Here is a 23,639-nt window from a genome sequence, read left to right as displayed (position 1 = left end):
CGCGGCCTCATTAATAATGGGTCTGGGCCCTAGTCGTCACGCCGCGCGCCGATATGCGCCTCGCCCGGTGCCTCGGCCAGGCTCTCCTGACGATGCCGCTCCGCATAGCCGGCACGCTGTTCTTCGGTGCGCTCGGCATGGCAGGTCGGGCAACTGACACCCTCGACGTAGAGCGGCGAAGCGAGATCGGTCGCTCCGACGGGACGGCGGCAGCCATGGCAGAGCGTATACGAGCCCGGCGCGAGGCCGTGGCCAACCGTCACCCGCTGATCGAACACGAAACATTCGCCTTCCCAAAGGCTCCGCTCAGCGGGGATGGTCTCCAGATAATTCAAGATCCCACCCTGCAGGTGATAGACCTCGTCCAGGCCCTCCCCTTTCAGGAACGCCGTCGATTTTTCGCAGCGTATCCCACCTGTGCAGAACATCGCGACCTTTGGCGGCCTGCCTTCGCCCAGCAGGCGTTCGCGCTCGGCGCGGAACCAGGCGGGGAAATCGCGGAACGTGCGCGTCTTCGGATCGATCGCGCCGGCAAAGCTGCCGACCGCCACTTCATAATCGTTGCGCGTGTCGATGACGATGGTGCCGGGATCGGAGATCAGCGCATTCCAGTCGATGGGCGCGACATAATGCCCGACACTGGCGAGCGGATCGATATCGGGCTCTCCCATCGTCACGATCTCGCGCTTCAGTCGCACTTTCATCCGGTGGAATGGTAGCGTCGCCGCGCGCGAGAATTTGACGTCGAGATCGGCGCAGCCCGGCAGCGCACGGATCGTCGCCAATATTTGCTCGATCGCCATATCGGATCCCGCGATCGTACCGTTGATGCCTTCGCGCGCGACCAGCAAAGTCCCCTTGATCGCCTGTGCGTGGCACATCTCGGCGAGATCGGCGCGGATCGCCGCGCAATCGGCGAAAGGCGTGAACTTGTAGAGCGCCGCAACGCAGATCGGCAGGCTGGGCTGTATCACGTCCGGGGCCATCGCATCATGCCGTCGGTGTCAACCGCCCGGCCGGCTCGGTTTCCGAATTGACTGCCTCGCGGCATTCCTCGGGACCGGGCGGCACCATCAGCGTCGCGCGACGCCAGCTGTTGGAGCGATAAAAGGCGATGGCGAGCAGGACGGTGACAAGCGAACCGATCGGGAAGCTGAGCCAGAGCGCGTCGGGGCCCAGCGTATCGCGCATCAACAGGATGAAGCCCAGGCGCACCGGATAGAGCGCGATGACCAGCGTGATGAGCGGACCATAGACCGCACCGTTCGCGCGCATCACACCGAACAGGATCAGTGTGATGCCGAACAGGATGAAACTCCAGCCCGAGATCAGATGGATATGCGCGGCAAGCGGGATCGCCGGGCTGGCGCCGCCCAGGAAGAGCGCGAGCGCGTAGCGATCGAACAGGACGAGGATCAGCACGAGCGCACCGGTCATGGCAAGATTGGCGATAATGCCCGATCGCGTGATCTGGGCGATCCGGTCCCACCGCCCTGCCCCGATATTCTGTGCGGCCATCGCACTCACCGCCGCACCGATCGCCATTGCGGGCATCTGCACATAGGTCCAGAGTTGCTGGATCACGCCGAAGGCGGCGGCGTAGAGCAGCCCTTCGCGGTTCACGAGACCGGTCATGGCGAGACCGGCGGTCGACATGACGATCATCTGCAGGCCCATCGGAAAGCCCTTGGCCAGGATCATCCTGAGCAGCGCCGGATCGGGCTTGAGATAGGCGAGTTCCGGCCCGCGCAACCTCAGCGGCAGATCCTTCGCATAGATATAGACGACCATCGCGATCGCGCTGACATAGCCCGCGATCACATTGGACAATGCCGATCCGGCGATGCCGAGTTCGGGGAACGGCCCGACACCCAGGATCAGCAGAGGATTGAGGATCATGTCGAGCAACACGCTCAGCACCATGAACCAGAGCGGCGTCATCGAATCGCCTGCGCCGCGCAGGCCCATCATCAGCAGCACCGACAGGAAGGACGCCGGCATCACCAGGAAGATGATCCGCAGATAGGCAAGCGCCATCACCTCCGCCTCCGGCGGTGTCGCGAGCAGATGCAGGATCTGCGGGGAATAGATCCAGCCCACCACCGCGATCACGATCGCCAGCAGCACGAACATGCCGAGAGCGCTGCCGATGGCGCGGCGCGCGGCATCGACGTCGCGGCGCCCGAAAGCCTGGCCGACCATGATCGTCGCCGCCATGCCGAAACCGAAGACCAGCGCGAACATCAGGAACATGATGATATTGGCGTTCGCGGTCGCCGCGATCGCATTCTCGCCCAGGAAACGCCCCACCCAGATGGCGTTGACCGATCCGTTGAGCGACTGGAGGACGTTCGATCCCAGCGTCGGCAGCGCGAAGATCAGCAGAGTGCGCGTGATCGGACCCTGGGTGAGATCGTGGATGCCGGTCTTTTTCTCTGTCTCGGCCATCCCGCTTCTCCCTGACGCCTTGCCCCTACGTCATTCCCGCGAAAGCGGGAATCCCGCTTCTTATTTTTTCGATCCGGAGATCAGAAAAGCGGGATTCCCGCTTTCGCGGGAATGACGGAGAAAGTTGAGCGCAGATGCATCCAAAGCGGTCACTGCGCCAGTGCTTACCCCAGTCGCGCCAGTGCCGCCTGCAGCCTTTCGGCCTCGGCCGCCTTCTCCGCATGATCCGCTCGCGCTTTCTCGACCGCCTCCGGCTTGGCGCGTTCGACGAAGCTCGGATTGGACAGCCGGCCCGCCAGCGAATCGCGCTCCTTTGCGGCCGCCTCGATCGCCTTGGCGATGCGCGCGCGTTCCGCGTCCAGGTCGATCGCACCGGCCAGCGGCAGCATATAGGTCGCCTCGTCCACCACGATCTGGATCGCGCCACCCTCCGGCGCCGGATCGTGGCTGATCGCCTCGACGCGCGCCATCCGGCCGAGCGCCGCCGCTTGCCGCGTCAGCCGCTCGGCGGTGGTCGAGCCCGCTTCGCGAACATGGAGCGGCAGGCGAGCGCCCGGCGGCACGTTGAGTTCGGAGCGCGCGGCACGCACTTCGGAAACCAGCCGGATCAGCCAGTCGATCTCCTGCGCGGCCCCCGCATCGAGCGCATGAGTGTCGGCCAGCGGCCATTTGGCGACGATGAGGTCATAGTCGCGCGCTCCCATCGCATGCCACAATTCCTCAGTGATGAAGGGCATGAAGGGGTGGAGCATGACGAGGATCTGATCGATCACCCAGCCGGCAACGGCCTTGGTCTCGTCATCGATCTGGCCGCGTTCCTCGCCCACCGAGATGGGCTTGATCAGTTCGAGATACCAGTCGCAGAAACGGCTCCAAGTGAACTGATAGATCGTGTTCGCCGCCTCGTCGAAACGGAAATCGGCAAAGGCGAGATCGAGCTTCTGCACGGTCTCGATCGTCTCCGCGATGATCCAGCGATTGACCGGCAGTGCCGCATCGGGTGCCCGCAACGTCTTCGAAGCGCCGATGCCGTTGGACTGGGCGAAGCGCGTCGCATTCCACAGCTTGGTCGCGAAATTGCGATATCCCTCGACGCGTTTCTCGTCGAGCTTGATGTCGCGGCCCTGGCTTTCCATCGCGGTCAGCGTGAAGCGCAGCGCGTCGGCGCCATAGCGATCGACCAGGCCGAGCGGATCGACGGTATTGCCCTTCGACTTGGACATTTTCGAACCGTCGGCGGCGCGGACCAGCCCATGGAGATACAGCGTCTTCCACGGCGCTTCCTTCAGGAAGTGCAGCCCCTGCATCGCCATGCGCGCATCCCAGAAGAACAGGATGTCGAAGCCGGAAATGAGCACGTCATTGGGATAATGGCGCTTGAGCAATTCGGTCTCTTCCGGCCAGCCCAGCGTACCGAACGGCCAGAGCGCCGAGGAGAACCAGGTGTCGAGCACGTCGCTGTCGCGGGTGAGCGTAACGCCCTCGCCCGCCAGCGCCTGCGCGACCGTTTCGTCCTCAGCGACATAGCATTTGCCGTCGTCGCCATACCAGGCCGGGATCTGATGGCCCCACCAGAGCTGGCGGCTGACGCACCAGGGCTGGATATTCTCCAGCCAGTTGAACCAGGTCTTTTCCCAGCTCTTGGGCACGACGCGGATATCGCCGTTGCGCACGGCCGCGATCGCCGGCTGCGCCAGCGTCTCGGCATCGACATACCATTGGTCGGTCAACCAGGGTTCGATCACCACGCCCGAACGGTCGCCATAAGGCGTCTGGATCGTGCGATCCTCGACCTTTTCCAGCAGACCCGCCGCGTCGATCGCGGCAACGACCTGCTTGCGCGCCTCGAACCGGTCGAGCCCGATCAGATCGTCGGGCACCAGCCCGTCGGCGGTCTGGACGACGCGCGCTTCGGCATCGAGCATGTTGAGCATGTCCGCAGCCTTGATGCCCGCGCGACGGCCCACCTCGAAATCGTTGAAGTCATGGCCCGGCGTGATCTTCACCGCGCCCGAGCCCAGTTCGGGATCGGCATGCTCGTCGGCGACGATCGGAACCAGCCGGCCGGTGATCGGCAGGCGGACGTTGCTGCCGATCAGCGCCTTGTAGCGATCGTCCTCCGGATTCACCGCGACCGCCATGTCGGCGAGCATGGTTTCGGGGCGCGTCGTCGCGACCGAGATATGGCCGCTGCCATCTTCGAGCGGATAGCGGAAATGCCAGAATTTGCCGGCGATCTCCTTGGTCTCGACCTCGAGATCGGAGATCGCGGTCTTGAAGCCCGGATCCCAGTTCACCAGGCGCTTGTCGCGATAGAGCAGGCCCTGATTGTAGAGATCGACGAACACCTTGATGACCGCGCTGCTGAAATGCGGATCCATGGTGAACTGTTCACGGCTCCAGTCCATCGAGCAGCCGAGCCGGCGAAGCTGGCGGGTGATCTGCCCGCCCGATTGCGCCTTCCATTCCCAGACATGCTCGACGAACGCCTCGCGGCTCATGTCGGTGCGCTTCACGCCCTGCGAGTTCAGGTTGCGCTCCACCACCATCTGCGTGGCGATGCCGGCATGGTCGGTGCCGACCACCCACAGGGCATCCTTGCCCTGAAGGCGCGCATGACGGACCAGCACGTCCTGCAACGTATTGTCCAATGCATGGCCGATATGCAGGCTGCCGGTGACGTTGGGCGGCGGATTGACGATGGTGAAGGGGACGGCGTCGGGCCGCGCGGGGCGGAACAGTCCGCCCATTTCCCAATGGTCGTACCACCGCGCCTCGATGGCGGCCGGATCGAAGGTCTTTGCGAGTTCGGTCATGATGGGCGGGCTTTAGCGGGCTAGCGCATCAGATTCCAACTGCTCATTGCGATTTGGGCAGGCGATCTCCTCACGCCGTCATTGCGAGGAGCAAAGCGACGAAGCAATCCAGCGGTTGATACATCCCTGGATTGCGTCGCTTCGCTCGCAATGACGGCGAGGAACCCCGCTATCGCGGCGTCGCGCTTCCGTCCCCCTTCGTCCACTGATCCAGCCAAGCGAAGACCTCATGATACCATTGCATCGAGTTGCGCGGCTTCAGCACCCAGTGATTCTCATCCGGGAAATGCAGCAGGCGTGAGGGCACGCCGCGGCGCTGGAGTGCGGTGAAGGCGGCGAGACCCTGGGTGTCGGGAATGCGGAAATCATTGGCGCCATGGATCACCAGCATCGGCGTCTTCCACTTGGCGACGTGATTGACCGGGTTCCATTTTTCGAACTCTTCGGGCTTTTCGTAATAGGGGCCGCCATGCTCCCATTCGTCGAACCAGAGCTCTTCGGTCTCGTACGCCATGGCACGCGCATCGAAGACGCCGTCGTGCTGGACCAGGCATTTGAACCGGTCAGGCCACTGGCCGGCAATCCAGTTCATCATATAGCCGCCATAGGAGCCGCCGAGCGCACAGGCATTGGCGATGTCGATCCCGGCATCCTTCGCACCCGCAGCGACGATGCCCAGTTTCAGATCCTCAAGAGGCTTGCCGCCCCAGTCACGGTTGATACTATCTGTGAAAGCTTGGCCGTAACCCGTTGAACCATGGAAATCTATCGTGACCGCGGCGTAGCCGGGCGCCGAGAACAGCCGCGGGTTCCAGCGATAGGACCAGCCATTGCCGAAGCTGCCCTGCGGCCCGCCATGGACGAGCAGCGCGACGGGCAGCTTGCCGACTGCGCCCTGCGGCTTGACGATCTGGCCCCAGACTGCGTCGCCGCCGGCACCGGCGAAGCTGAACCGCTCGACGCTGACCGGATCGATCTGCGCAAGCTTGTCGGCATTGACCCGGGTGAGCTGGGTGAGCTTGCCGGCCTTGCTCATCCGATAGAGATCGTCCGGCGCCTGGATCGAATTGATCGTCAGGATCGCCCCACCGTCGGCGAGCGGGGTCAGATTGCCCACGGTGCCGCTCTGGGTGAGCCGCGTCGCTTTGCCGCTCGCGACATCGACTCGGAAAGCGGGATCGTCGAGTACGTCGCCCGCGGTGACGAGCAAACTCCTGCCGTCCTTCGCCCAGGCCAGCGAACCGACCGAACGGTCCCAGCCTTCGGTCAGCGCACGCGTCTCTCCGGTCGCGAGATTGCGGAGCTGGACGACCTGGCGATCGGCCTCATAGCCCGGCCGCTTCATCGCGACATAGGCCAGAAATTTGCCGTCGGGTGAGACGGCGGGCAGCGTATCGGTCGCGTCATTGGCATCGGTCAGGTTGACCGGCGCGGCGCTGCCGTCGGCGGGGCTGGCGAAGATGTCGAGATTGGTCGAGGTCGCCTCGATCCGCCCCGCCTCTCGCAGCGCGAAATAGATCGTCCGGCCGTCGGGTGCCCAGGCGATCTCCTCGCCGCCGCCAAAGGGTTTGGACGGCGTGTCGCCGACGAGTTCGCCGACCACCGAGGTGCCGGTGCCAACCGCCTTGCCGTTTTCGAGCGGAAAGACGTAGAGGCGCGAGCGTTCGTTCGGGTTCTCCCATTCGTCCCAATGACGGACAAACAGTTTGTCATAGGTTCGGCCGTTGCCGATCGCGGTGTTGGCGAACCGGACGGTGGAACAGGCGAAATCGCGGCAGCCGAGATGGCGCTCTCCCCAGATCGCAATGCGGTCGCCGGTCGGCGCCAACGCATAGCCCGCGACGTCGGCGGACAGGGTCGTCACCTGCTCCGGGGTTCCACCGGGCAGCGTGACGCGCCAGACCTGCTCGGTCTCTGCCGCATTGCTCAGATAATAGAGATATTTGCCATCGGCCGAGAATTTGGGGTCATGCTCGTTCTTGTCCGCCGCCGAGGCGATCTTGACCGGCACCGCTCCCTTGGTCGCGACGTCGAGCAGCCACAGATCGGTGCGGCGTTTATTGGCGGGAAGGTCGGTCTCGCTCAGCGAATAGGCCAGCCATTTGCCATCGGGCGACACCGTCGGCGCGCCGATGCGATGCATCGTGGCCAGATCCTCGGCAGTCATGGGGCGGGCGATAGCGGCGCCGGGCGCCTGGGCGATGGCGAGCGCAGTGAGGCTCGCGAGCAGCAAGGTCTTCATGGGTGCTCAATAGACCCATTTTTCAGGGACTGCCATGTTTGAGCGCAGGGCGTGGCGATGCGAGGACGCCGCCCCCTTTCGCTGAAGCGACGACGATGAACGAATGTCAGCAGGAACCCCGATAACCCTCGGGGGCTAGGCCAGACTTAAAGATCCTTGCCCGTGATCCGGCGAATCTCACGCGAGACCATACGCTCCACCACGGCGGGCAGGTTGGCGTCGAGCCATTCGCTGAGCATCGGGCGCAGCATCTCGCGCACCAGGCCTTCGAGCGTGTTGGCGCCCGCCTCAGGCTTCACGATCAGCGATGAAAGCGATTCGAGCGACATACGGCTGGCCTTTGCCACCCGCTCGGAAATCAGCTCGGGATCCTCCGCGACTTCCTTCATCGGCTCAGGCCCTTCTTCCTCGGCATAGGCGTCGCTCTCGACAACCGTGTCGGTCAGTTCGAGAACCTCGTCATCGATCTCCGGTTCCTCGGAAACCGCGGGAACCGGCGGAGAACGGCGCCGCGCAGCCGCACGGACACGTGCGGTCGCCGCCGACGTATCAGCGTCTTCGGCGATGATCCGTTTGATGGACGACAATATGTCCTCCATCGACGGCTCGTTGCTGATGTCCCCCATCTTCACAGCCTTACTGCTTCGGTAACGCTGTTACTGACGGATTTTGGGCCGGTGTGTCAACGGTTCGCGTCGAAACCGCAACAGGTGTGGCATCGCGGCCCCAGTCCCAGATGATGTTGCGGACGCGCTTGTAATTGTCGACCGGGTCATAGAGCGGACCGCCATCGAGGCCGAGATCGCGTCCCTCGGCGTGGCCCATCGCGGCCAGCAGGGTGAAGCCGGCGACATAGGCGTCGCGCCGCGCGGTGACGAGCAGCACCTGCGAATTGAGCAATTCCTGCTCGGCATTCAGTATGTCGAGGATGGTGCGCGTGCCGACGCTGTTCTCGGCGCGAACGCCCTCGAGCGACAGCCGATTCGCCTCGACCGCAGTCTGCGAGCTGGTGATCACGTCGTTCGCGGCCTGCCATCTGGCATAGGCCGAGCGTGCCTGGGCGATCACGTCTCGCTCCGTCTCGATCTGCTGCTCGATCGTCTGGCTTTCGCGCGCCTGCGCCTGGCGGACCTGCGCCGACGGCGCACCGCCCTGATAGAGCGGCAGCGTCGCCTGCAGACCGACGGTCGCCGAGCTCGACGAATTGGTCAGCCCCGAGATGTTGTTGCGCACCGAACCCAGAAAGCTCTGATACTGACCACCCGAAACCGCCGAAAGCTGCGGCAGGCGCGACGCGCCGGCGACGCGGACGTCATAGCGCGCGGCATCGCGCTGCTTCGCTGCAGCGACCAGATCGGGATTGTCGACCAGCGCCACCTGCACAGCCGCTTCCGGCGTGGCCGGCAGATTGGGCAGTGGCGGCGGCGATTGCAGGTCGACCGGCGGCGTACCGACCACCTGGACATAGCGTTCGCGGCTGGCGATCAGATTCGCCTGCGCGGTCTCGAGCTGGCTGCGCGCGATGGCAAGCCGCGCTTCCGACTGGGCAACGTCGGTGCGGGTGAGATCGCCCACTTCGAACCGGTCGTTGGTCGCCTGCAGATTGACGTCGAGCACGCCGACATTCGCCTGGTTGAGCTGAACGATCGATTCGTCGCGGATCACGTCGAGGTAAGCGGCGACGACCGAGCTGAACACGCTCGATTCGGTGCCGCGCAGAAAGGCCCGCCCCGCGTCGACGCGGGTGTCCGCCGCACGGATGCCGTTGCGCACCGCACCGCCACGATAGATCGGTACATTGATCTGCGCGATGGCCTGCGCATTGCGCGCAGAGCGGAAGATGCCGGCGGTGCCCGCCGCATTTTCGGTATATTCGGCAGTCGCGCTGGCATTGGGCAGGCCCTGTGCGCGGATCAGCGGCACATTCTCATCCTCGGCACGCTGGCGCGCGCGATCGCCGGTCAGCGTCGGGTTCGTGTTATAGGCGCGGGTCAGCGCCTCGCGCAGCGTTTCCGCCGATGCGGGTGTGGCAGCGAACGAAAGGCCCAGTGCCGCGACCGCGGCAACCCCCGCGAGTGATCTGAATTTCGTTCTCAGCACGCTCGAAACCTTCTTCAGAAAACGAAGCCCGCGGGCACCGCGAAACCGGGCAGCGACACCGCTTCCGAATCCGCGAAATCACCGAGCACCAGGGAATCGCCGACCTTGCGGCCCGATGCCAGCCGGGTGACGCCGCGTTCGGCCAGCACGGCCGCCATACGTCCGCCATCGGCGAGCTGCGCCTTGAGCGCGTCGGGCACCTGCTCGATCGCCCCATCGACCAGGATCACGTCATAAGGCGCATTCGCGGCCCAGCCTTCAGCAAGCGGCCCGTTCACCACCGTCGCGGCCTTTGTGCCGGCCAGCGCGCCTTCGGCGAAGCGGGTCAGCGTCGTATTCTCTTCAACTGCGGTCACGCTCAGGCCGAGTTCGGCCAGCACCGCAGCGGCATAGCCGGTCGCGGCGCCCACCACGAGCGCACGCTCACCGGAGCGCGGCGCCAGCGCGGTCAGCAGCCGGCCGGTCACCAGCGGCGGATTGATCGCGCGCCCTTCCCCAAGAGCAACGGGCGTGTCGATATAGGCAAGCGCAGCCCGATCCGCCGGCATGAACGCCTCCCGCGGGACAGCGCGCATCGCGTCGACCACGTTCGTGTCGGACACGGCTGAAGTCCGCAGCTGGTTCGACACCATCGCCGCACGCATCGTTTCGAAATTGGCTTCGCTCATCATCCGCTTCCAGATCGCACAACTGTCTTACACGCGCAATACACTATATCGCGCCAACGCGGCTTCTATCCCCTCGAAACCGTGTCGCCAAGCGAAAGAGCATCGGCGCATAGGTAATGATCGAAAGCCGATCCTGCGAGGGGGCATGGAGCGCCATCGTCCGCCTTTATTCCCCCGCCGCTCATCGAACGCACTCGCGACCGGAAACAGCCAAAATCCGCAGGATTTTCGTGCCCAAGAGCACATCGATCAATGCCTGGCCGCAGAATGGCGGAAACGCGCACGCACGGCCACCATCGACGGGTTACGCATCGGCAACGGCCTTGAGGGACCGTGAGTCCCTCATGCCGGGGTGCCTGAAAACCCTGCCTGCTTTCGACCAATCACATGCTGCCATCGACCAGCGTCGGGAGATATGCGGGTGCCGACGTTCCGCACTTCATCATTTCAGCACGCGCGCGTCGAACAATGCGGTCAGCACATCTTCGTCGGTGCGCGGATCGATCAGGTCTTTCGGCGCACGACCGGTTTCCTGGGCAAGCGCGGCGATGCGTCCGCCATTGGTGAACCAGCCATCGGGCTCGCGCGCGGCGATCGGATCGCGATAGGCCTCATCGATCGGCACGATCTCCCACCCGTCACCGCGCAGCGCGGCGGCGAGATCGTCGACGAACATCGCGTTGAGATCGGTTTCGTGGAGCAGGATCACTTGCACCGGCTGACGCCCCAGCGCGGTTCGCGCGATGCCGTCATAGAAATTCGCGGCACCGACCAGAGTCTCGACATACAGGTCGCGCAGCGCGGCCATGTCGATGCGCCGGCCCGCCGCCCTTGCCCGCGTCGCCAGACCGTCCAGATGCCAGTCGTAATTATCGATGGTGACATAGCCGTTGGTGAGCCCGCGCTCGGCCAGCGCGGCGCGCACCTCCGCCCGCTTGGCAAGATCGCGGCGGCCCTCATCGAGAAAGGGATAGCGATACCAGGGCCGATAGCCCGGCCGCCCCTTCAGCCAGGCGGCTGCGCGGTCGAGATCGGCGATATAATCGCCGGCCGGCGTCTTCGACAGCCAGAGATGGCTGTAGCTGTGATTGCCGATGACATGGCCGGCACGCACATAGGCAGCGATCCGGGCCTCCCCGCCCTTGCCGTCAGGTGCGTCGAGGTTGCCGGGCGTGACGAAAAAGGCCGCCTGGCGGATGCGCGCGCGTTTCAGCGCGGCGATGAACTTGCGCGTGCGCGTATCGGGTGTGAAGAAACCGCCGGCCTTGCGCGGGACGTCGTCGAAGCTGAAAGCGATGCGCTTCTGCGCCAGCACGGCCGACATATGACCGAGCAGCAGCGCCGCAACCAAAGCCGCCATGATACGCGCCAGCAGCGTTTTCACTCCCATGGTCCCTTCTCGCTCCACATTTATGGGCAATATCCGCCGATCCGGCCCATGCCCAGGCAAGCCAGGCAATGTTTCACCAGCGGAACGGCCCGGCGGAAACCCTTGGCGCGACGCGGCGTGCGGCCGAAGCGCCGCGCCGTTGCCAATCCACAGAAAACGCATCGGCGATTCATTTTCGTAACCAGTTCTTAGCGGATCGCGACTATCAGGTCGGCTTGGGCCTGTAGCTTAAAGCAGAGCGCGCCGCAGATTACGGCAGGATGTAGGTGCGAGACCTACTGGGCCCACCAGATTTCCCGCCGCCATGGCGCGGACCTCACGCACGACGATTTCGTCGCTGCGGTTCAGGACCGCGATGGGCGGCCGCGATCAGCGCCGATAATCGGGTGCCGACAGCGCGACCGGGTCGGGATTGAGCGCGACCCAGTTCACAGCCAGCTCGCATAAGGGCCGCACATCCCCATTGCCGCGCCTTGCCCCCGCGACAAGCGCCGCAGCCTTCGTCCGATCCGTTTCAGGAAGCGGGACACCTGAACCGACATGGCCGACGAACGCGTCAGCCATCTTCCGGAAATCGGCATCCCAATTGGCTCCGCCATTGCGCTCGATCTCGTCATGGATGCGTCCCGAAATGCGAATGACCTCCCCCTGCACGGTCGCCGCAGCGCCGCTGGACGGCACCAGCAATTCCCACAATGCCTGATGGCGATCCTCCCACCGGTCGCCCTTCGCCATGATCGCGGCCTTGCCGTCATGCATCGTCCGGCGCGGAGCCGGCGGCACATCGAACAGCACATAGAGCCGGTCGAGCGCGGCACTGGTCGCCTCCAGCATGTCGGGATTGAAACCGGCGCGATGGAATTCGAAATTGGCGCCGATACGCCGGACCTGCGCCTGCAACTCCGGCGTCACCCGTACATTGCCCGCTTTTCCCCGCCCAAACATGCGCCCGGCAATCGCGCGAAACCCGGCCGGCCGGGGCGCCGGGACATCGAGCAGAAGCGCCGCGACAGCCGCCACGCCCTCGATCGTAGCGTTGCTGCACTGGTGCAGCGCCAATGCCAGGGGCGTCAGGCCGCTCTTGTCGAGCGCGTCGGCGTCCCCGCCATGCTCCAGCAACAGCCGGACCGCCTGCCTATTGCCCGCGCGCGCGGCCGCGTGGAGTGGCGTATTGCCCCGGTCGTCGCGCGCATCCACCACCGCGCCCAGCGCCAGCAGTACATCGATCCGCCCCTGCCAATGGCCGGCATGAGCATGCAGCGGCGTTTCGCCATAATTGTCGCGCGCGGCGATATCCGCCCCCCGCTCGACCAGCCAGTGCGTCAACCGGTCGCTGCAAAATCCGAACGCGAGCGCAGTCTGCTTCGTATAGCCCCCGCGCGCATCGACGTCGCAATGATCGAACACCGCCCGGATCGCATCGAAATCCCCCTGTTCGAGCAAGGTCCCGAAATCCTTGGGCAGCGTCTTCTTCCTGGCCTTCGCCATCCCGTTTCCTCACGACAATCACGCATTCCACCCAACTCTGGGGCAGCAGGGGGATGGGCGCAACAGGCGCGGACGTGCGCTGGTCGGGCCAACTGACTCAAGTCCAGCGAAGTTCTTCGGCGAAATTGTCATCCCGCAGCCGGGATCGGCCGTCATAGCCCCACTCTGGTTGACGCGCCGCCGCCGCCCCGCCAGATACACGGTCCTTTTCCCAATGGGCGCGGCGCAGATGACGACGGATGCGGCGATTGCGATCAGGCCCGCCAATATGGCGAACGGGCGCGATCTGGACGCGATATTCGGCGCGCGCGGTGACGGCTATAAATGCCAGTGCCAGCGTTACCGACTGGCGCCCGGCGAATCCTTCGGCAAGGTCCCCGTCGCGGTGCGCTCAGCGCGGTTGCGCGAACAGGCGAATTGCGGCCGCCCCGATGCGCGCGCCACCAGCGGCCTGGTCGCCTGGTTCGGCGACGAGCCGGTCGGCTGGTGCGCCGTCGAACCGCGCCCCGCCTATGCCGGGCTGCTGCGCGTCTATCGGGTGCCCTGGATCGACCGGGACGAGGACCGGCACGATACCGGCATCTGGGCCGTTACCTGCTTCCACACGCGCGCCGGTTATCGGCGGCGCGGTATTAGCCGGGCGCTCGCCTGCGCCGCCGTCGATTTCGCGCGCGAACATGGCGCTCGCGCGCTCGAAGCCTATCCGATGATCACCCGGCCAGGGCAGGATGTACCCTGGGGCGAGCTCCATGTCGGGAGCGTGAGTATCTTCGCCGCGGCCGGCTTCGTCGAGATCGGCCATCCGACACCGAGGCGGCTGGTGATGCGGATCGATTTCCGGGATGAAGACGGATGAGATCCCGGCACGAGCCTCGCGATGCTGCGGCCTTTTGACGACGGGATCTGGATCGCGGACGGCCCGGTCGCGGTCGTCGCCGGCTTCCGATATCCGACACGCATGGCCGTCATCCGCCTCTCGGATGGTGCACTCTTCATCTGGTCGCCCATCGCGCTTTCCGACGGACTCCGCGCGGCGGTCGAAGCGCTTGGTCAGGTGCGTGATATCGTCGCGCCAAACGCGCACCATCACCTGTTCATCAGCGAGTGGCATACGGCCTATCCCGGCGCCAGGCTTCATGCGCCGCCGGGACTGCGCAAGCGGCGAAAGGATATCGTCTTCGATGCCGATCTCGACGACGATCCCGCGCCCGACTGGTCGGGGGAGATCGATCAGGTCATTGTCCGGGGCAATCCGATCATCACCGAAGTCGTCTTCTTCCACCGAAAGAGCCGCACGGCGATCTTCACCGACCTGATACAACATTTCGAGCCAGGATGGTTCGCGGGCTGGAGAGCCAGGATTGCCGAAATCGATCTCATGACGGCGCCCGAGCCGGCGGTCCCCAGAAAATTCCGGCTGACATTCCTCGATCGAAGTGTCGCACGCGCGGCACTTCACCGGATCCTGGCCTGGCCCATCGAGAAAATTCTGATGGCCCATGCCGCCCCCGTCGAATCGGACGGTCGCGCGTTCATCGCCCGCGCATTCGCATGGCTATTGGCTTGAGTTCGTCACTCTCAATCCGAAGATCGGCCGCCGACGGACTTGACCGGGACATGTCCGGCCATTCTAATCGCCGCATGACCAACGAACCGATCAAGGGCCCCGCGTCCTATTTCCCGTCCATCGAGAAGAAATACGGCCGCCCCATCGCCGAATGGAAAGCGCTGGTGCGCAGCCATGGCGCGGCGAAGCATATGGAACTGGTCGCCATGCTCAAGGACGATCATGGCATGGGCCACGGCCATGCCAATGCGATCGTCGCGCATACCCTGGCGGAGGACAAGACCTAGGCTGGAACGACGAGCGCCCGAGCCGTGCCAGCGACGGAGCACCGATCATGAGTCTCGCGAACGACGCCCGTTTCTGGGACAGGGCCGCACCGAAATACGCCAGGAGCGCGGTCGCCGATCAGGCCGGATATGAGCGCACGCTGGAACGGACGCGCGGCCTGTTGCAGCCGGACGGTCGGGTCGTCGAGTTGGGATGCGGAACCGGAACGACGGCCCTGCGGCTCGCGGGCGATGTCGCGACCTATCTCGCGACCGATATCTCCCCCAATATGATCGCGATCGCCGGCGACAGGCACTCCGCCGCGCCGATCGCGGGGCTGGCCTTCCAGACCGCAACCGTGGAAACGCTGATGTCGGACGCGAGACCGGTCGATGCCGTGCTGGCGTTCAATTATCTCCATCTGGTCCGCGACGTGCCCGCTACGCTGCACGGCATCCACGCCTTGCTCGCATCGGACGGCCTGTTCATCTCCAAGACGCCATGCGTCGGCGAGATGGCCGCGCTCATCCGACGTGTCCTCCTGCCTGCCATGCGCGTGGTCGGCAAAGCGCCGCATGTGACCATCTTCGGCGCATCCGAACTGGGCCGGCTCATCGACGATGCGGGCTTCGGGATACTGGCCGTGGAGAACCATGCAAGCAAAGGCAATGACAACCGGCCCTATATCGTCGCGCGCAAGTTATGACAGATCGCACCGGGCGGCCCCCGCCGCCAGCGACGCGCGGCAGCTGTTGATGGCCGCGACAAGCGATGTGCGGAGTTCAGATCGATGGACATCCCACCGCGCGACCAGTTCGTCGGCGCCGATCGAGCGATCGAGGCGCAGCTGCTCGGCGCGGAATTCGGTCTGCGCCTCGAGATTCTCCTGATAGCAGAGCTGCAATGCGGTTTCGGACACGTGTTCGGCGGTGTTGTCCGGCTCGACCACCGCAAGATCCAGCGCATGACCGGTCGCGCAGGTCCGCAGAGCTTCGGACGACGTGTCCGCGGCCGGGGCGGCGGCCGATGCCCCATTAGTGGCACCAAGCACGGCCAGCACCATGGCGATCCTATACAACATATCGGTTCCCTCTCAGGCTGAATCTAGCCGACCCGCTGCCTTATCGAACCAGACGCACACCGGCGCCATTCCCGAGTGGAGCACCCGACAGTGCCTGGATCGGCAAATATGCGGCATTCCGCCGCATCGCTGCTCTCCGCATTCAAGAAACTGCCGCCGATATTCCGGATTCACAGTTCCGATGTTGTGCCGCATGAATTCAAACCGAAGCGAGCAAGTCTAACCCATGGCATAATTCTTGACCGGGTCGTCCATGGGACATTTACGTGCTTGAAATGCTGGCAACGCGCCAGTAGCGGGCCTTTGGGGTCGCTCGTCCCGCACCATTGTGCGCGGACGTCCCTTGGGGAGGAATTTCATGAAGTCTGCGTTTCATCTGAGCCTGTGCCTGGCGCTCGCCGGCGCGTCTGTCGGGTCGACGGCGATCGCCGCGCCCGCCAATGTCGTGACCGAGCAGACGCGCAGCGTGACCGGCCGGCCGTTGCAGGTGATGGTCGCGCAGTCCGAGATCAAGACCGACATCAATCCGTCGAACATCGCGGTGGCGACCGGCGGCGGCATGCTCGGCGGTCTGCTGGCAGCCTCTCAAAATGCGTCGCGTACCAAGAAGGCAGAAGCCGCGATCGAGCCGCTGCGCGCCGCGCTGACCGGTTTCGATGCCGACGCACTGTCGCTGGAGACGACCAAGGCGGGCCTCGCCGACATCGCCTGGCTGCAACCGGTGGAACCGGCGTTCAGCAAGGATTCGTCGCTGCTGGGCAAGAGCGGGGTGCTGGACGCCGGCACGGCCGCGCAGGTGGCCTTCATCGAATATTCCTATGACCTGTCGCCCGATTTCGCGAGCGTTCGCGTCGTCGCGAAGATCGAATTCGCCAACAAGGCGGTTCCCGCGACCAGTGCGGCAAAGCCGGAATCGCGCCTGTTCCCGAAAAATCTCGCTTATACGCAGAGCATCACCAGCGTGGTTTCACTGCCGACGCCCGGCGCGGACATGGACGCCAATGCGGCGCTGTGGAGCGCCGATGAGGGCAAGGTGGCACGCGCGGCGCTGACTCAGGCATTCGCCAAGATCGGCCAGTTGATGCCGCGCACGCTGGCGTTGACCGCCGAAGACATCAAGCTGATGTCCGCCAAGGACAAGAAAAAGGGCGTGGCCGGTGGCTTCTCCGGCCGGATCCAGGACACCACCGACGGCACATTGCTGTGGTCCGGCGGTTTCATCCACGCACAGCCGCTGTCCTGATCGACATGGCCGTTCGACCGGCTCCTATGCGCGGGATCGGATGGGGCTGTGCCGGGCTCCTGCTCGCACAGCTCGCCGCCGCACCGCCGGTATCGGCCAAACGGACGCAGGCGCAACTGACGGCGACCTTCAAGGACCGCGCCTTTCCAGCCACAGGCGTGGCGCAACCGGAGCCGGTTTGCGCCGCCCGGTTCACCGATATCGTCGATGCACGCCGGTCGCCCGAAATGGCCGGCGTCATCGGACAGCGCGGTGTGCTCGCCCCGCAGGATGTGCGGGGCTGGTTGCAGGCCGTGCTGGGCGGACTTACGGCGCGCGGCATCAAGCCCGGTTTCGAGGGCGAGGCCGCTACCGAAGGAACGCCCACGGCCAGTTTCACGCTGCAGACGGCATGGATCGCGAGCACCGCGGTAACCTACAGCGCCAATGTCGTGATACAGCTCAAGGCACAGGGCGCGTCCGGCCGATCCTTCGACAAGAGCTATCGCGGGCGCGTATCGCGAACCGCCTATTGGTCGGGCGGCGTCGACACACTGCAGAGCGCGATGGACGGCGCCTTCGCCGATGCGCTCGATGCGATGGCCGAGGATCTCAAGACGCTCTGCTAGAGGCAGCACGATTGCGGTGACCGTCCGCGGCGGGAGGGAGCCTAAGGAGGTCATGCCATGCCATCACGCGTGAAGATCTTCTTCGACGGCGGATGCCGGCCCAATCCCGGCGCGATGGAGATCGCGGTCGTCGTCGCGGGACGGGCGCATATCGAGCGTGACCTGGGGCATGGCACGCGGCTCGACGCCGAATGGCTGGCGCTGATCCAGGCGCTGCGGATCGCACGATCGCTCGGGCTCGAGGATTTCGTGCTGATGGGCGACGCCGCCGACATCATCGCCCAGGCCAATGGCACCACGACATGCCGGGGCGCCGCCGTCGTGCATCTGGCAACTTTCCGCGCGCTCGCCGGCACTGCGCCTTTACGCATCCGGCATATCAAACGGACGCAAAATCTCGCAGGGATCGCACTCGCCCGCACCCATCTGCGCTAGGACCTACCTGCCCGGCGGCGCCATCCAGTCTGTATCGCCGATCGGATCGCCCGGCGGGATCGCGGGCGCGCGCGGGCGTTCCGCAATCAGCCGGTCCAGCGCCTCCGGGTCGAGCAACTGGCGGGAAAGCTGTACTGCCCAGGCGCGCTCGTCCGCCCCGCCCTGGGCCTTGCCAAGGCGCTGCGCGATGCGATTGACGCGGTCGCCGAGCAGCGCCGCTGCTTCGGGCGGGGTGTCCGCCCGGCGCGCCGTCTGCGCCATGACGACGATCGCGCGCGTGACAACCCTGCGACCCAGCGCATCGCCACGCATCGGCATCACCTGTGCCTCGATCGCATCGAGCAATTCGGAAACGCCCGGCATGCCGAGATCGACGGCGCGCTGGATTTCCAGTCGCGCAAGCCGCTTCGGCGCGAGCAAGGTGTTCAGCGTCAGCGCCGCGGCAGTGTCGGCGGCGACCAGCGGATCGAACACCGGCCCGCCCGCCGTGCCGAACAGCTCGATGTCGAACTGGCGGTTGGTCGTGCCGTTGCGCGGCGCCGACAGCAATAGCGGCAATTGAGCGGGCAGGCGCAGCGCATCGGGCGAAATCGTCCGCATCACCGCCGCGATCGCCGCGCGCTGCGTGGCGGCCGGCACCGGCGACGACGCCTCGCGCCCGTCACCCGCCACCGCATAGTCGAAGTCGACGCCGCCGACCGACTTGGCCGCGGCGATCATCTGATAGCGATGTAGCAGATAGATCGGCACGAAACGGCGACGCAGATTGGCGACGGTTTCGCCCGGCGCCAGATTGCGCAGACCGAAATTCTCGATCGCGGCACGGCGGACCGTCATCATCCGGTCGAGCTCGGCGACGGGATCGGGGCCGTCATCCCACAAAGCGGCCCAGGGTTGGCCGGTATCGGCGGCGCGGGCATTATCGTCCTGCGTATAGCGCCAGCCGGCGGCGACGATCGCAGCGGCTTTCGCATCGACCGCGGCCTGGACGTCGGCGCCCGGTGCGGGCTCGCCATAGAGCCAGTCGACGCTCGCCACATCCCATGCGCCGACGCCCACGCCATAGGCGTCGGACAAATCGGGCTTGCCATCGACCAGTCCGATGCGCGGCGCCGGATAATCCATCACCGACGCGCGATCCTGCGTGCTCGCCGCGAAATTGTGCTGGAAACCGATCGAATGGCCGATCTCATGCGCGCTCAGCTGGCGCAGCCGCGCAAGCGCGAGCTGGGCGGGATCATTGGGCCCGCCCCGGCCGGTCATCGCGGTACCGACCAGCCCCTGATAGATCTCGACATCCTGACGCGCGCGTTCGGAACCGAGCACGACCATGCCGCGCACGATCTCACCGGTGCGCGGATCGACGATCTGCTGGCCATAAGCCCAGCCGCGCGTCGCGCGATCGACCCAGTTGATCATATTGTAGCGCGCATCGAGCGGATCGGCGCCCTCGGGCAGCAGCCGTACCTCGAATGCGTCGACATAGCCGGCGGCGTCGAACGCCTTGCCCCACCAATTGCCGCCTTCGATCAGCGCCGAACGGATCGGTTCGGGCGCGGCGCGATCGACATACCAGATGATCGGCGCCTTGACGCGCGAACGTGACGCCGCAGGATCGAGCTTCTCCAGCCGATAGCGATTGGCATAGTCGCGCACCACATCGCTCCCCAGCGGCGCGCCGTAATCGATCGCCTGGCTCGAGATTCCGCCGACGCGGGGGTCCAGCGGACGCGGCCGGAACCCCGGCGGCGGCAGCGCGACGAAGCTGTGATGGACGCTCAGCGTCACACGACGCGGATCGGGTGCGATGTTGGTCACCTCGTCGCCCGGCTGGTCCGACACATAGGTCTGGATCGCGTCGATCTCGACATTGCGGGGAAAGACTTTGGCGGACCCCGCATCGACCGCGGAAAGCGCGGGATCGATACGAAAGCCGCGCCCGGCGCCCTGCGGGCCGCTGCCCGTGCCGAACACGTCACCCTCCTGCCCCAGCGCGCGCGCGATGCCGAGAATGTCGGCGGCGAGGAACGACGCGATATCGACGGTGATCGCCCCATCCGCCGCGACATGCGCGATATCGCCCATCCACACCAGGGAGGTCGCGAAATCGGGCGAACGCGCACCGGGCGTATTGGGCACGCGGAAACGCGGATTCTCGAACTCGATCGCGACTTTCTTGCCGATACGGCGGAAGACGAGAAGCTGGGTGTCGCCGATCCGGCCGCGATCGAGCACGGCCGGTGCCGCTCCCAGCCCGGATCGCAGCATCGGCGTGTAAAGATAGCGCGCGGCAACGCCGTCCGCGTCCGGCCGGGGCAAAGTGACCAGCACGCGTCCGCCATCGGCATCGACATTGACGCGCATCAGCCCGACCTGCGCGATCGTTCCTGCGAACAGTGCGGAGGGGGTGGGTTTCTGTGCGGGTGCCTGAGCCTGAGCGCCGCTCGCCAGCACAATTCCCAACGCGACCATCGTCGTCGAACGCAACCGATAACCCATTGAAACGCCGCCCTCCCCTTGTGGAAGGCCGAATGATGGCGCAGATCGCGCCGTGGCGAAAGCGATCAATGCCGGGAAGACATGCGGCACGAAACGCTTCCACCCCGAGCAATCACTCTCTAGGGCCCATTCCATGCTTCGCCTGTCCGGTCTCGCTCTGCCGCTCGATCACGAAGTCGGCGCGATCCCGCCGGCGATCTGCGCACGGCTGGGCATCGATGCCGCCGACCTGCGCGGACACAGCGTCGTGCGCCGGGGCAATGACGCGCGGCGGCGCACCGCGATCCTGCTCGTCTATACGCTCGATATCGAGCTGGACGTGGAAGTCGAGGCAGCGGTGCTGGCGCGCTTCGCGGGGGACAAGGATGTGCGCCCCACCCCGGACACGCATTATCGGCCAGTGACGAGCGCACCGCCAGGCTGGTCCGGCCAACGGCCGGTGGTGATCGGCGCGGGGCCATGCGGCCTGTTCGCCGGGCTGATCCTGGCGCAGATGGGGTTCCGGCCGATCATCCTCGATCGCGGCAAGATCGTGCGCGAGCGGACCAAGGACACCTGGGGCCTGTGGCGCCGGAGCGAACTCAATCCCGATTCCAACGTCCAGTTCGGCGAGGGCGGCGCCGGCACCTTTTCGGACGGCAAGCTCTATTGCCGGGTGAAGGATCCCCGCTTCCTGGGCCGCAAGGTGCTGGAGGAGTTCGTGAAGGCCGGCGCGCCCGACGACATATTGTGGGAAGCGCATCCGCATATCGGCACCTTCCGCCTCGTCACCATGGTGGAAAGCATGCGCCGGACGATCGAGGAACTGGGCGGTGAATATCGCTGGCAGACCCGCGTCGACGATGTCGAACTGACGCCGCTGCCCGACGGCCACCAGCGGCTGCGCGGCCTGCATCTCCATGACGGCGGTTTCATCGAGGCCGATCATGTCGTGCTCGCCATCGGCCATAGTGCGCGGCCGACCTTCGAGATGCTGCACAAGCGCGGCGTCCATATCGAGGCCAAGCCCTTTTCGATCGGCGTGCGCATCGAGCATCCGCAGTCCTGGGTCGATCGCGCCCGCTACGGCAATTGCGCGGGCCATCCCGATCTCGGCGCCGCCGCGTACAGCCTGGCGCATCACTGCGCCAACGGGCGAACGGTCTACAGCTTCTGCATGTGTCCGGGCGGGCGCGTCGTCGCCGCCACGTCGGAGGAAGGGCGCGTCGTCACCAATGGCATGAGCCAATATTCGCGCGCCGAATTCAACGCCAATTCCGGGCTCGTCGTCGGCATCGATCCGCGCGACTATCCCGGCGGGCCACTGGCTGGCATCGATTTCCAGCGCCACTGGGAATCGCTCGCCTATGTCGCGGGCGGATCATCCTATCACGCACCGGGACAGACGGTCGGCGATTTCCTGGCGGGCCGCCCGTCGACCGGGCTGGGCGAAGTCGTCCCCTCGTACAAGCCCGGCGTGACGATGACCGATCTGTCGCTATGCCTGCCCGGTTTCGCGATCGACGCGATGCGCGAAGCCCTGCCCGTCTTCGGCCGCCAGATCGCGCGCTACGATCATCCCGACGTGGTGATGACCGGCGTGGAGACGCGCACATCCTCTCCCATCCGCATCACGCGCGGCAAGGATTTCCAGAGCCTCAACACCGAACGCCTGTTCCCCGCCGGCGAAGGCGCGGGCTATGCCGGCGGCATCCTCTCCGCGGCGATCGACGGCATCAAGGTGGCGGAGGCGGTGGCGCTGAGCATGATGGCGGGGTGACGAGGCGCGCGGACGGCATCATGCCGCGAGTTTGAACTTCCGCGCCATGGCAAGTTCATCGGAGCGCAGCGTCAACACCCGGGCGCCAGTTGCGGTGACTGCGACGGTATGCTCGAATTGAGCCGAGAGCGATCCGTCCGTTGTCACGACGGTCCAGCCATCGGCTTCGGTCTTCACGTTCCGCCGCCCCTGATTGAGCATTGGCTCGATCGTGAACACCATGCCCTCGCGCAGCGCGAGGCCGGTGCCGGGCTTCCCGAAATGCAGTATCTGCGGTTCCTCGTGCATTTCCCGGCCGATGCCGTGGCCGCAATATTCACGCACGATCGAATAGCCGTTCCGTTTGGCGTGGCGCTCTATTACCCAGCCGATATCGCCAAGCCGCGCGCCTGCGCGCACGGCGCCGATGCCCATCCACATGGCCTCATAGGTCGTCCGGACCAGTCGGGCGGCAGCAGGTTTTACCGTTCCGACACAATATGTCTTGCTCGAATCCGCAATATAGCCGTTCTTTTCGAGCGTGATATCGAAGTTGACGATATCGCCGTCGCGAAGAATATCGGCCAACGACGGCACACCATGACACACGACCTGATTCACCGATGAATTGATGGCGAACTCATAGCCATATTGACCGATGCTGGCAGGCCTCGCCTTCAATTCTCCGACAATGAATGCCTCGACCGCTTCATTGACCTCCAGCGTCGAGATTCCGATCAAGGAAAAACCATCGAGAAACTGGAAAACCGAAGCCAGCAGACGCCCCGCCTCCGCCATCAACACTATCTCTTCCGGCCGCTTCGTCATGCCGAACTCGCCATCAGGCCATTGGCGGAAACGCCCGCGGCATCGAGTTCGCGTCGTGCGATCTCGTTGAAACTCAGCGTAGGATTGGTTTCGCAAAGCATGCCAATCCTGATCCAGAAAGCCGCCTGCGCGTTGATCGATCGAAGCGACACGGTGCTGGCTTTCCGCACCTGATCGTGCAACTCGTCATCGATATTCACCAAACCCACAGGCACCTCCAT

At 65.1% G+C, this 23,639-nt stretch carries 22 protein-coding genes and 1 tRNA gene; 10 read left to right on the top strand and 13 right to left on the bottom strand.

Annotated elements, in window-relative coordinates; all coding sequences use genetic code 11:
- Positions 1–29 precede the first annotated feature (29 nt).
- The 7 genes from trhO to AC3WN8_RS16080 form a co-directional block, all read right to left on the bottom strand.
- The gene (trhO, locus tag AC3WN8_RS16110) at positions 30–974 is read right to left on the bottom strand and encodes an oxygen-dependent tRNA uridine(34) hydroxylase TrhO (protein ID WP_492670467.1); all 945 of its coding nucleotides are present in this window, start codon (positions 972–974) and stop codon (positions 30–32) included.
- Positions 975–990: 16 nt separating this feature from the next.
- Positions 991–2,448, bottom strand: coding sequence for an MATE family efflux transporter (locus tag AC3WN8_RS16105; protein WP_492670466.1), 1,458 nt, complete (start codon positions 2,446–2,448; stop codon positions 991–993).
- A 164-nt stretch (positions 2,449–2,612) separates the two neighbouring features.
- Positions 2,613–5,264, bottom strand: coding sequence for a valine--tRNA ligase (locus AC3WN8_RS16100; RefSeq protein WP_492670465.1), 2,652 nt, complete (start codon positions 5,262–5,264; stop codon positions 2,613–2,615).
- Between the two features lie 169 nt (positions 5,265–5,433).
- Complete coding sequence (locus tag AC3WN8_RS16095) at positions 5,434–7,506, bottom strand: S9 family peptidase (protein WP_492670464.1); 2,073 nt, start codon at positions 7,504–7,506, stop codon at positions 5,434–5,436.
- A gap of 146 nt (positions 7,507–7,652) precedes the next feature.
- Positions 7,653–8,132: a DUF2497 domain-containing protein gene (locus AC3WN8_RS16090; RefSeq protein WP_492670463.1), complete on the bottom strand. Its 480-nt coding sequence runs from the start codon at positions 8,130–8,132 to the stop codon at positions 7,653–7,655.
- 10 nt (positions 8,133–8,142) lie between these two features.
- Positions 8,143–9,603: a TolC family outer membrane protein gene (locus tag AC3WN8_RS16085; RefSeq protein WP_492670524.1), complete on the bottom strand. Its 1,461-nt coding sequence runs from the start codon at positions 9,601–9,603 to the stop codon at positions 8,143–8,145.
- Positions 9,604–9,620: 17 nt separating this feature from the next.
- Positions 9,621–10,238, bottom strand: a complete 618-nt coding sequence (locus tag AC3WN8_RS16080) for a protein-L-isoaspartate O-methyltransferase family protein (RefSeq protein WP_492670523.1) — start codon at positions 10,236–10,238, stop codon at positions 9,621–9,623.
- Between AC3WN8_RS16080 and AC3WN8_RS16075 the strand changes: the two genes are divergently transcribed.
- Positions 10,153–10,611, top strand: a complete 459-nt coding sequence (locus AC3WN8_RS16075) for a hypothetical protein (RefSeq protein ID WP_492670525.1) — start codon at positions 10,153–10,155, stop codon at positions 10,609–10,611. The genes AC3WN8_RS16080 and AC3WN8_RS16075 overlap by 86 nt on opposite strands.
- A gap of 105 nt (positions 10,612–10,716) precedes the next feature.
- Here the strand turns inward: AC3WN8_RS16075 and AC3WN8_RS16070 are convergent, their stop codons facing one another.
- Positions 10,717–11,664 (bottom strand): polysaccharide deacetylase family protein, encoded by a 948-nt coding sequence (locus AC3WN8_RS16070; protein WP_492670462.1) that lies wholly within the window; start codon positions 11,662–11,664, stop codon positions 10,717–10,719.
- Positions 11,665–11,881: 217 nt separating this feature from the next.
- On the opposite strand from AC3WN8_RS16070, the gene AC3WN8_RS16065 reads away from it, so the two are divergent.
- Positions 11,882–11,954, top strand: a tRNA-Ile gene (locus AC3WN8_RS16065).
- Between the two features lie 79 nt (positions 11,955–12,033).
- Here the strand turns inward: AC3WN8_RS16065 and AC3WN8_RS16060 are convergent.
- Positions 12,034–13,152: an ankyrin repeat domain-containing protein gene (locus AC3WN8_RS16060; RefSeq protein ID WP_492670461.1), complete on the bottom strand. Its 1,119-nt coding sequence runs from the start codon at positions 13,150–13,152 to the stop codon at positions 12,034–12,036.
- 229 nt (positions 13,153–13,381) lie between these two features.
- Between AC3WN8_RS16060 and AC3WN8_RS16055 the strand changes: the two genes are divergently transcribed.
- Genes AC3WN8_RS16055 through AC3WN8_RS16040 form a run of 4 tightly spaced genes read left to right on the top strand, consistent with a single transcriptional unit; the run spans position 13,382 to position 15,692 of the window.
- Positions 13,382–14,008: a GNAT family N-acetyltransferase gene (locus tag AC3WN8_RS16055; protein ID WP_492670460.1), complete on the top strand. Its 627-nt coding sequence runs from the start codon at positions 13,382–13,384 to the stop codon at positions 14,006–14,008.
- Positions 14,009–14,029: 21 nt separating this feature from the next.
- Positions 14,030–14,719: a DUF4336 domain-containing protein gene (locus AC3WN8_RS16050; protein WP_492670459.1), complete on the top strand. Its 690-nt coding sequence runs from the start codon at positions 14,030–14,032 to the stop codon at positions 14,717–14,719.
- 50 nt (positions 14,720–14,769) lie between these two features.
- Positions 14,770–15,006 carry a DUF4287 domain-containing protein gene (locus AC3WN8_RS16045; protein WP_492670458.1) on the top strand — a complete coding sequence of 79 codons (237 nt, stop codon included), beginning with the start codon at positions 14,770–14,772 and terminating at the stop codon, positions 15,004–15,006.
- A gap of 47 nt (positions 15,007–15,053) precedes the next feature.
- Positions 15,054–15,692, top strand: a complete 639-nt coding sequence (locus AC3WN8_RS16040; RefSeq protein WP_492670457.1) for a class I SAM-dependent methyltransferase — start codon at positions 15,054–15,056, stop codon at positions 15,690–15,692.
- Here the strand turns inward: AC3WN8_RS16040 and AC3WN8_RS16035 are convergent.
- Positions 15,687–16,049 (bottom strand): hypothetical protein, encoded by a 363-nt coding sequence (locus tag AC3WN8_RS16035; RefSeq protein WP_492670456.1) that lies wholly within the window; start codon positions 16,047–16,049, stop codon positions 15,687–15,689. The two genes, AC3WN8_RS16040 and AC3WN8_RS16035, sit on opposite strands and share 6 nt — an antisense overlap.
- A gap of 376 nt (positions 16,050–16,425) precedes the next feature.
- Between AC3WN8_RS16035 and AC3WN8_RS16030 the strand changes: the two genes are divergently transcribed.
- Genes AC3WN8_RS16030 through AC3WN8_RS16020 form a run of 3 tightly spaced genes read left to right on the top strand, consistent with a single transcriptional unit; the run spans position 16,426 to position 18,353 of the window.
- Positions 16,426–17,310 (top strand): hypothetical protein, encoded by an 885-nt coding sequence (locus AC3WN8_RS16030; RefSeq protein ID WP_492670455.1) that lies wholly within the window; start codon positions 16,426–16,428, stop codon positions 17,308–17,310.
- Between the two features lie 26 nt (positions 17,311–17,336).
- A complete protein-coding gene (locus tag AC3WN8_RS16025; protein WP_492670454.1) occupies positions 17,337–17,918 on the top strand; it encodes a hypothetical protein in 582 nt (193 codons plus the stop codon).
- A 57-nt stretch (positions 17,919–17,975) separates the two neighbouring features.
- Positions 17,976–18,353 carry a ribonuclease HI gene (locus AC3WN8_RS16020; protein WP_492670453.1) on the top strand — a complete coding sequence of 126 codons (378 nt, stop codon included), beginning with the start codon at positions 17,976–17,978 and terminating at the stop codon, positions 18,351–18,353.
- Positions 18,354–18,356: 3 nt separating this feature from the next.
- Here the strand turns inward: AC3WN8_RS16020 and AC3WN8_RS16015 are convergent, their stop codons facing one another.
- Positions 18,357–20,852, bottom strand: coding sequence for a zinc-dependent metalloprotease (locus tag AC3WN8_RS16015; protein WP_492670452.1), 2,496 nt, complete (start codon positions 20,850–20,852; stop codon positions 18,357–18,359).
- 133 nt (positions 20,853–20,985) lie between these two features.
- Here AC3WN8_RS16015 and AC3WN8_RS16010 point away from each other — a divergent pair, with 133 nt between their 5' ends.
- Positions 20,986–22,611, top strand: a complete 1,626-nt coding sequence (locus AC3WN8_RS16010; RefSeq protein ID WP_492670451.1) for an NAD(P)/FAD-dependent oxidoreductase — start codon at positions 20,986–20,988, stop codon at positions 22,609–22,611.
- An 18-nt stretch (positions 22,612–22,629) separates the two neighbouring features.
- On the opposite strand, the gene map is transcribed toward AC3WN8_RS16010, so the two are convergent.
- Complete coding sequence (gene map, locus AC3WN8_RS16005; protein ID WP_492670450.1) at positions 22,630–23,418, bottom strand: type I methionyl aminopeptidase; 789 nt, start codon at positions 23,416–23,418, stop codon at positions 22,630–22,632.
- Positions 23,415–23,627: a ParD-like family protein gene (locus AC3WN8_RS16000; RefSeq protein WP_492670449.1), complete on the bottom strand. Its 213-nt coding sequence runs from the start codon at positions 23,625–23,627 to the stop codon at positions 23,415–23,417. Before AC3WN8_RS16000 ends, map begins: the two co-directional genes overlap by 4 nt.
- Positions 23,628–23,639 lie beyond the last annotated feature (12 nt).

Source organism: Sphingobium sp. FW305-3-2-15-F-TSA7 (assembly GCF_058787155.1).
The sequence above is the reverse complement of the archived record's forward strand: the minus strand, read 5'-3'. Positions and strand labels throughout refer to the sequence as shown.

Bases quoted from the DNA above. Each gene is read 5' to 3' on its own strand.
- AC3WN8_RS16095 (WP_492670464.1), bottom strand. From the start codon at position 7,506: ATGAAGACCTTGCTGCTCGCGAGCCTCACTGCGCTCGCCATCGCCCAG.
- map (WP_492670450.1), bottom strand. From the start codon at position 23,418: ATGACGAAGCGGCCGGAAGAGATAGTGTTGATGGCGGAGGCGGGGCGT.
- AC3WN8_RS16105 (WP_492670466.1), bottom strand. From the start codon at position 2,448: ATGGCCGAGACAGAGAAAAAGACCGGCATCCACGATCTCACCCAGGGT.
- AC3WN8_RS16075 (WP_492670525.1), top strand. From the start codon at position 10,153: ATGAACGCCTCCCGCGGGACAGCGCGCATCGCGTCGACCACGTTCGTG.
- AC3WN8_RS16020 (WP_492670453.1), top strand. From the start codon at position 17,976: ATGCCATCACGCGTGAAGATCTTCTTCGACGGCGGATGCCGGCCCAAT.
- AC3WN8_RS16035 (WP_492670456.1), bottom strand. From the start codon at position 16,049: ATGGTGCTGGCCGTGCTTGGTGCCACTAATGGGGCATCGGCCGCCGCC.
- AC3WN8_RS16030 (WP_492670455.1), top strand. From the start codon at position 16,426: ATGAAGTCTGCGTTTCATCTGAGCCTGTGCCTGGCGCTCGCCGGCGCG.
- AC3WN8_RS16080 (WP_492670523.1), bottom strand. From the start codon at position 10,238: ATGGTGTCGAACCAGCTGCGGACTTCAGCCGTGTCCGACACGAACGTG.
- AC3WN8_RS16100 (WP_492670465.1), bottom strand. From the start codon at position 5,264: ATGACCGAACTCGCAAAGACCTTCGATCCGGCCGCCATCGAGGCGCGG.
- AC3WN8_RS16090 (WP_492670463.1), bottom strand. From the start codon at position 8,132: ATGGGGGACATCAGCAACGAGCCGTCGATGGAGGACATATTGTCGTCC.
- AC3WN8_RS16055 (WP_492670460.1), top strand. From the start codon at position 13,382: ATGACGACGGATGCGGCGATTGCGATCAGGCCCGCCAATATGGCGAAC.
- AC3WN8_RS16070 (WP_492670462.1), bottom strand. From the start codon at position 11,664: ATGGGAGTGAAAACGCTGCTGGCGCGTATCATGGCGGCTTTGGTTGCG.
- AC3WN8_RS16045 (WP_492670458.1), top strand. From the start codon at position 14,770: ATGTCCGGCCATTCTAATCGCCGCATGACCAACGAACCGATCAAGGGC.
- AC3WN8_RS16060 (WP_492670461.1), bottom strand. From the start codon at position 13,152: ATGGCGAAGGCCAGGAAGAAGACGCTGCCCAAGGATTTCGGGACCTTG.
- AC3WN8_RS16015 (WP_492670452.1), bottom strand. From the start codon at position 20,852: ATGGGTTATCGGTTGCGTTCGACGACGATGGTCGCGTTGGGAATTGTG.
- AC3WN8_RS16040 (WP_492670457.1), top strand. From the start codon at position 15,054: ATGAGTCTCGCGAACGACGCCCGTTTCTGGGACAGGGCCGCACCGAAA.
- AC3WN8_RS16050 (WP_492670459.1), top strand. From the start codon at position 14,030: ATGCTGCGGCCTTTTGACGACGGGATCTGGATCGCGGACGGCCCGGTC.
- AC3WN8_RS16010 (WP_492670451.1), top strand. From the start codon at position 20,986: ATGCTTCGCCTGTCCGGTCTCGCTCTGCCGCTCGATCACGAAGTCGGC.
- AC3WN8_RS16025 (WP_492670454.1), top strand. From the start codon at position 17,337: ATGCGCGGGATCGGATGGGGCTGTGCCGGGCTCCTGCTCGCACAGCTC.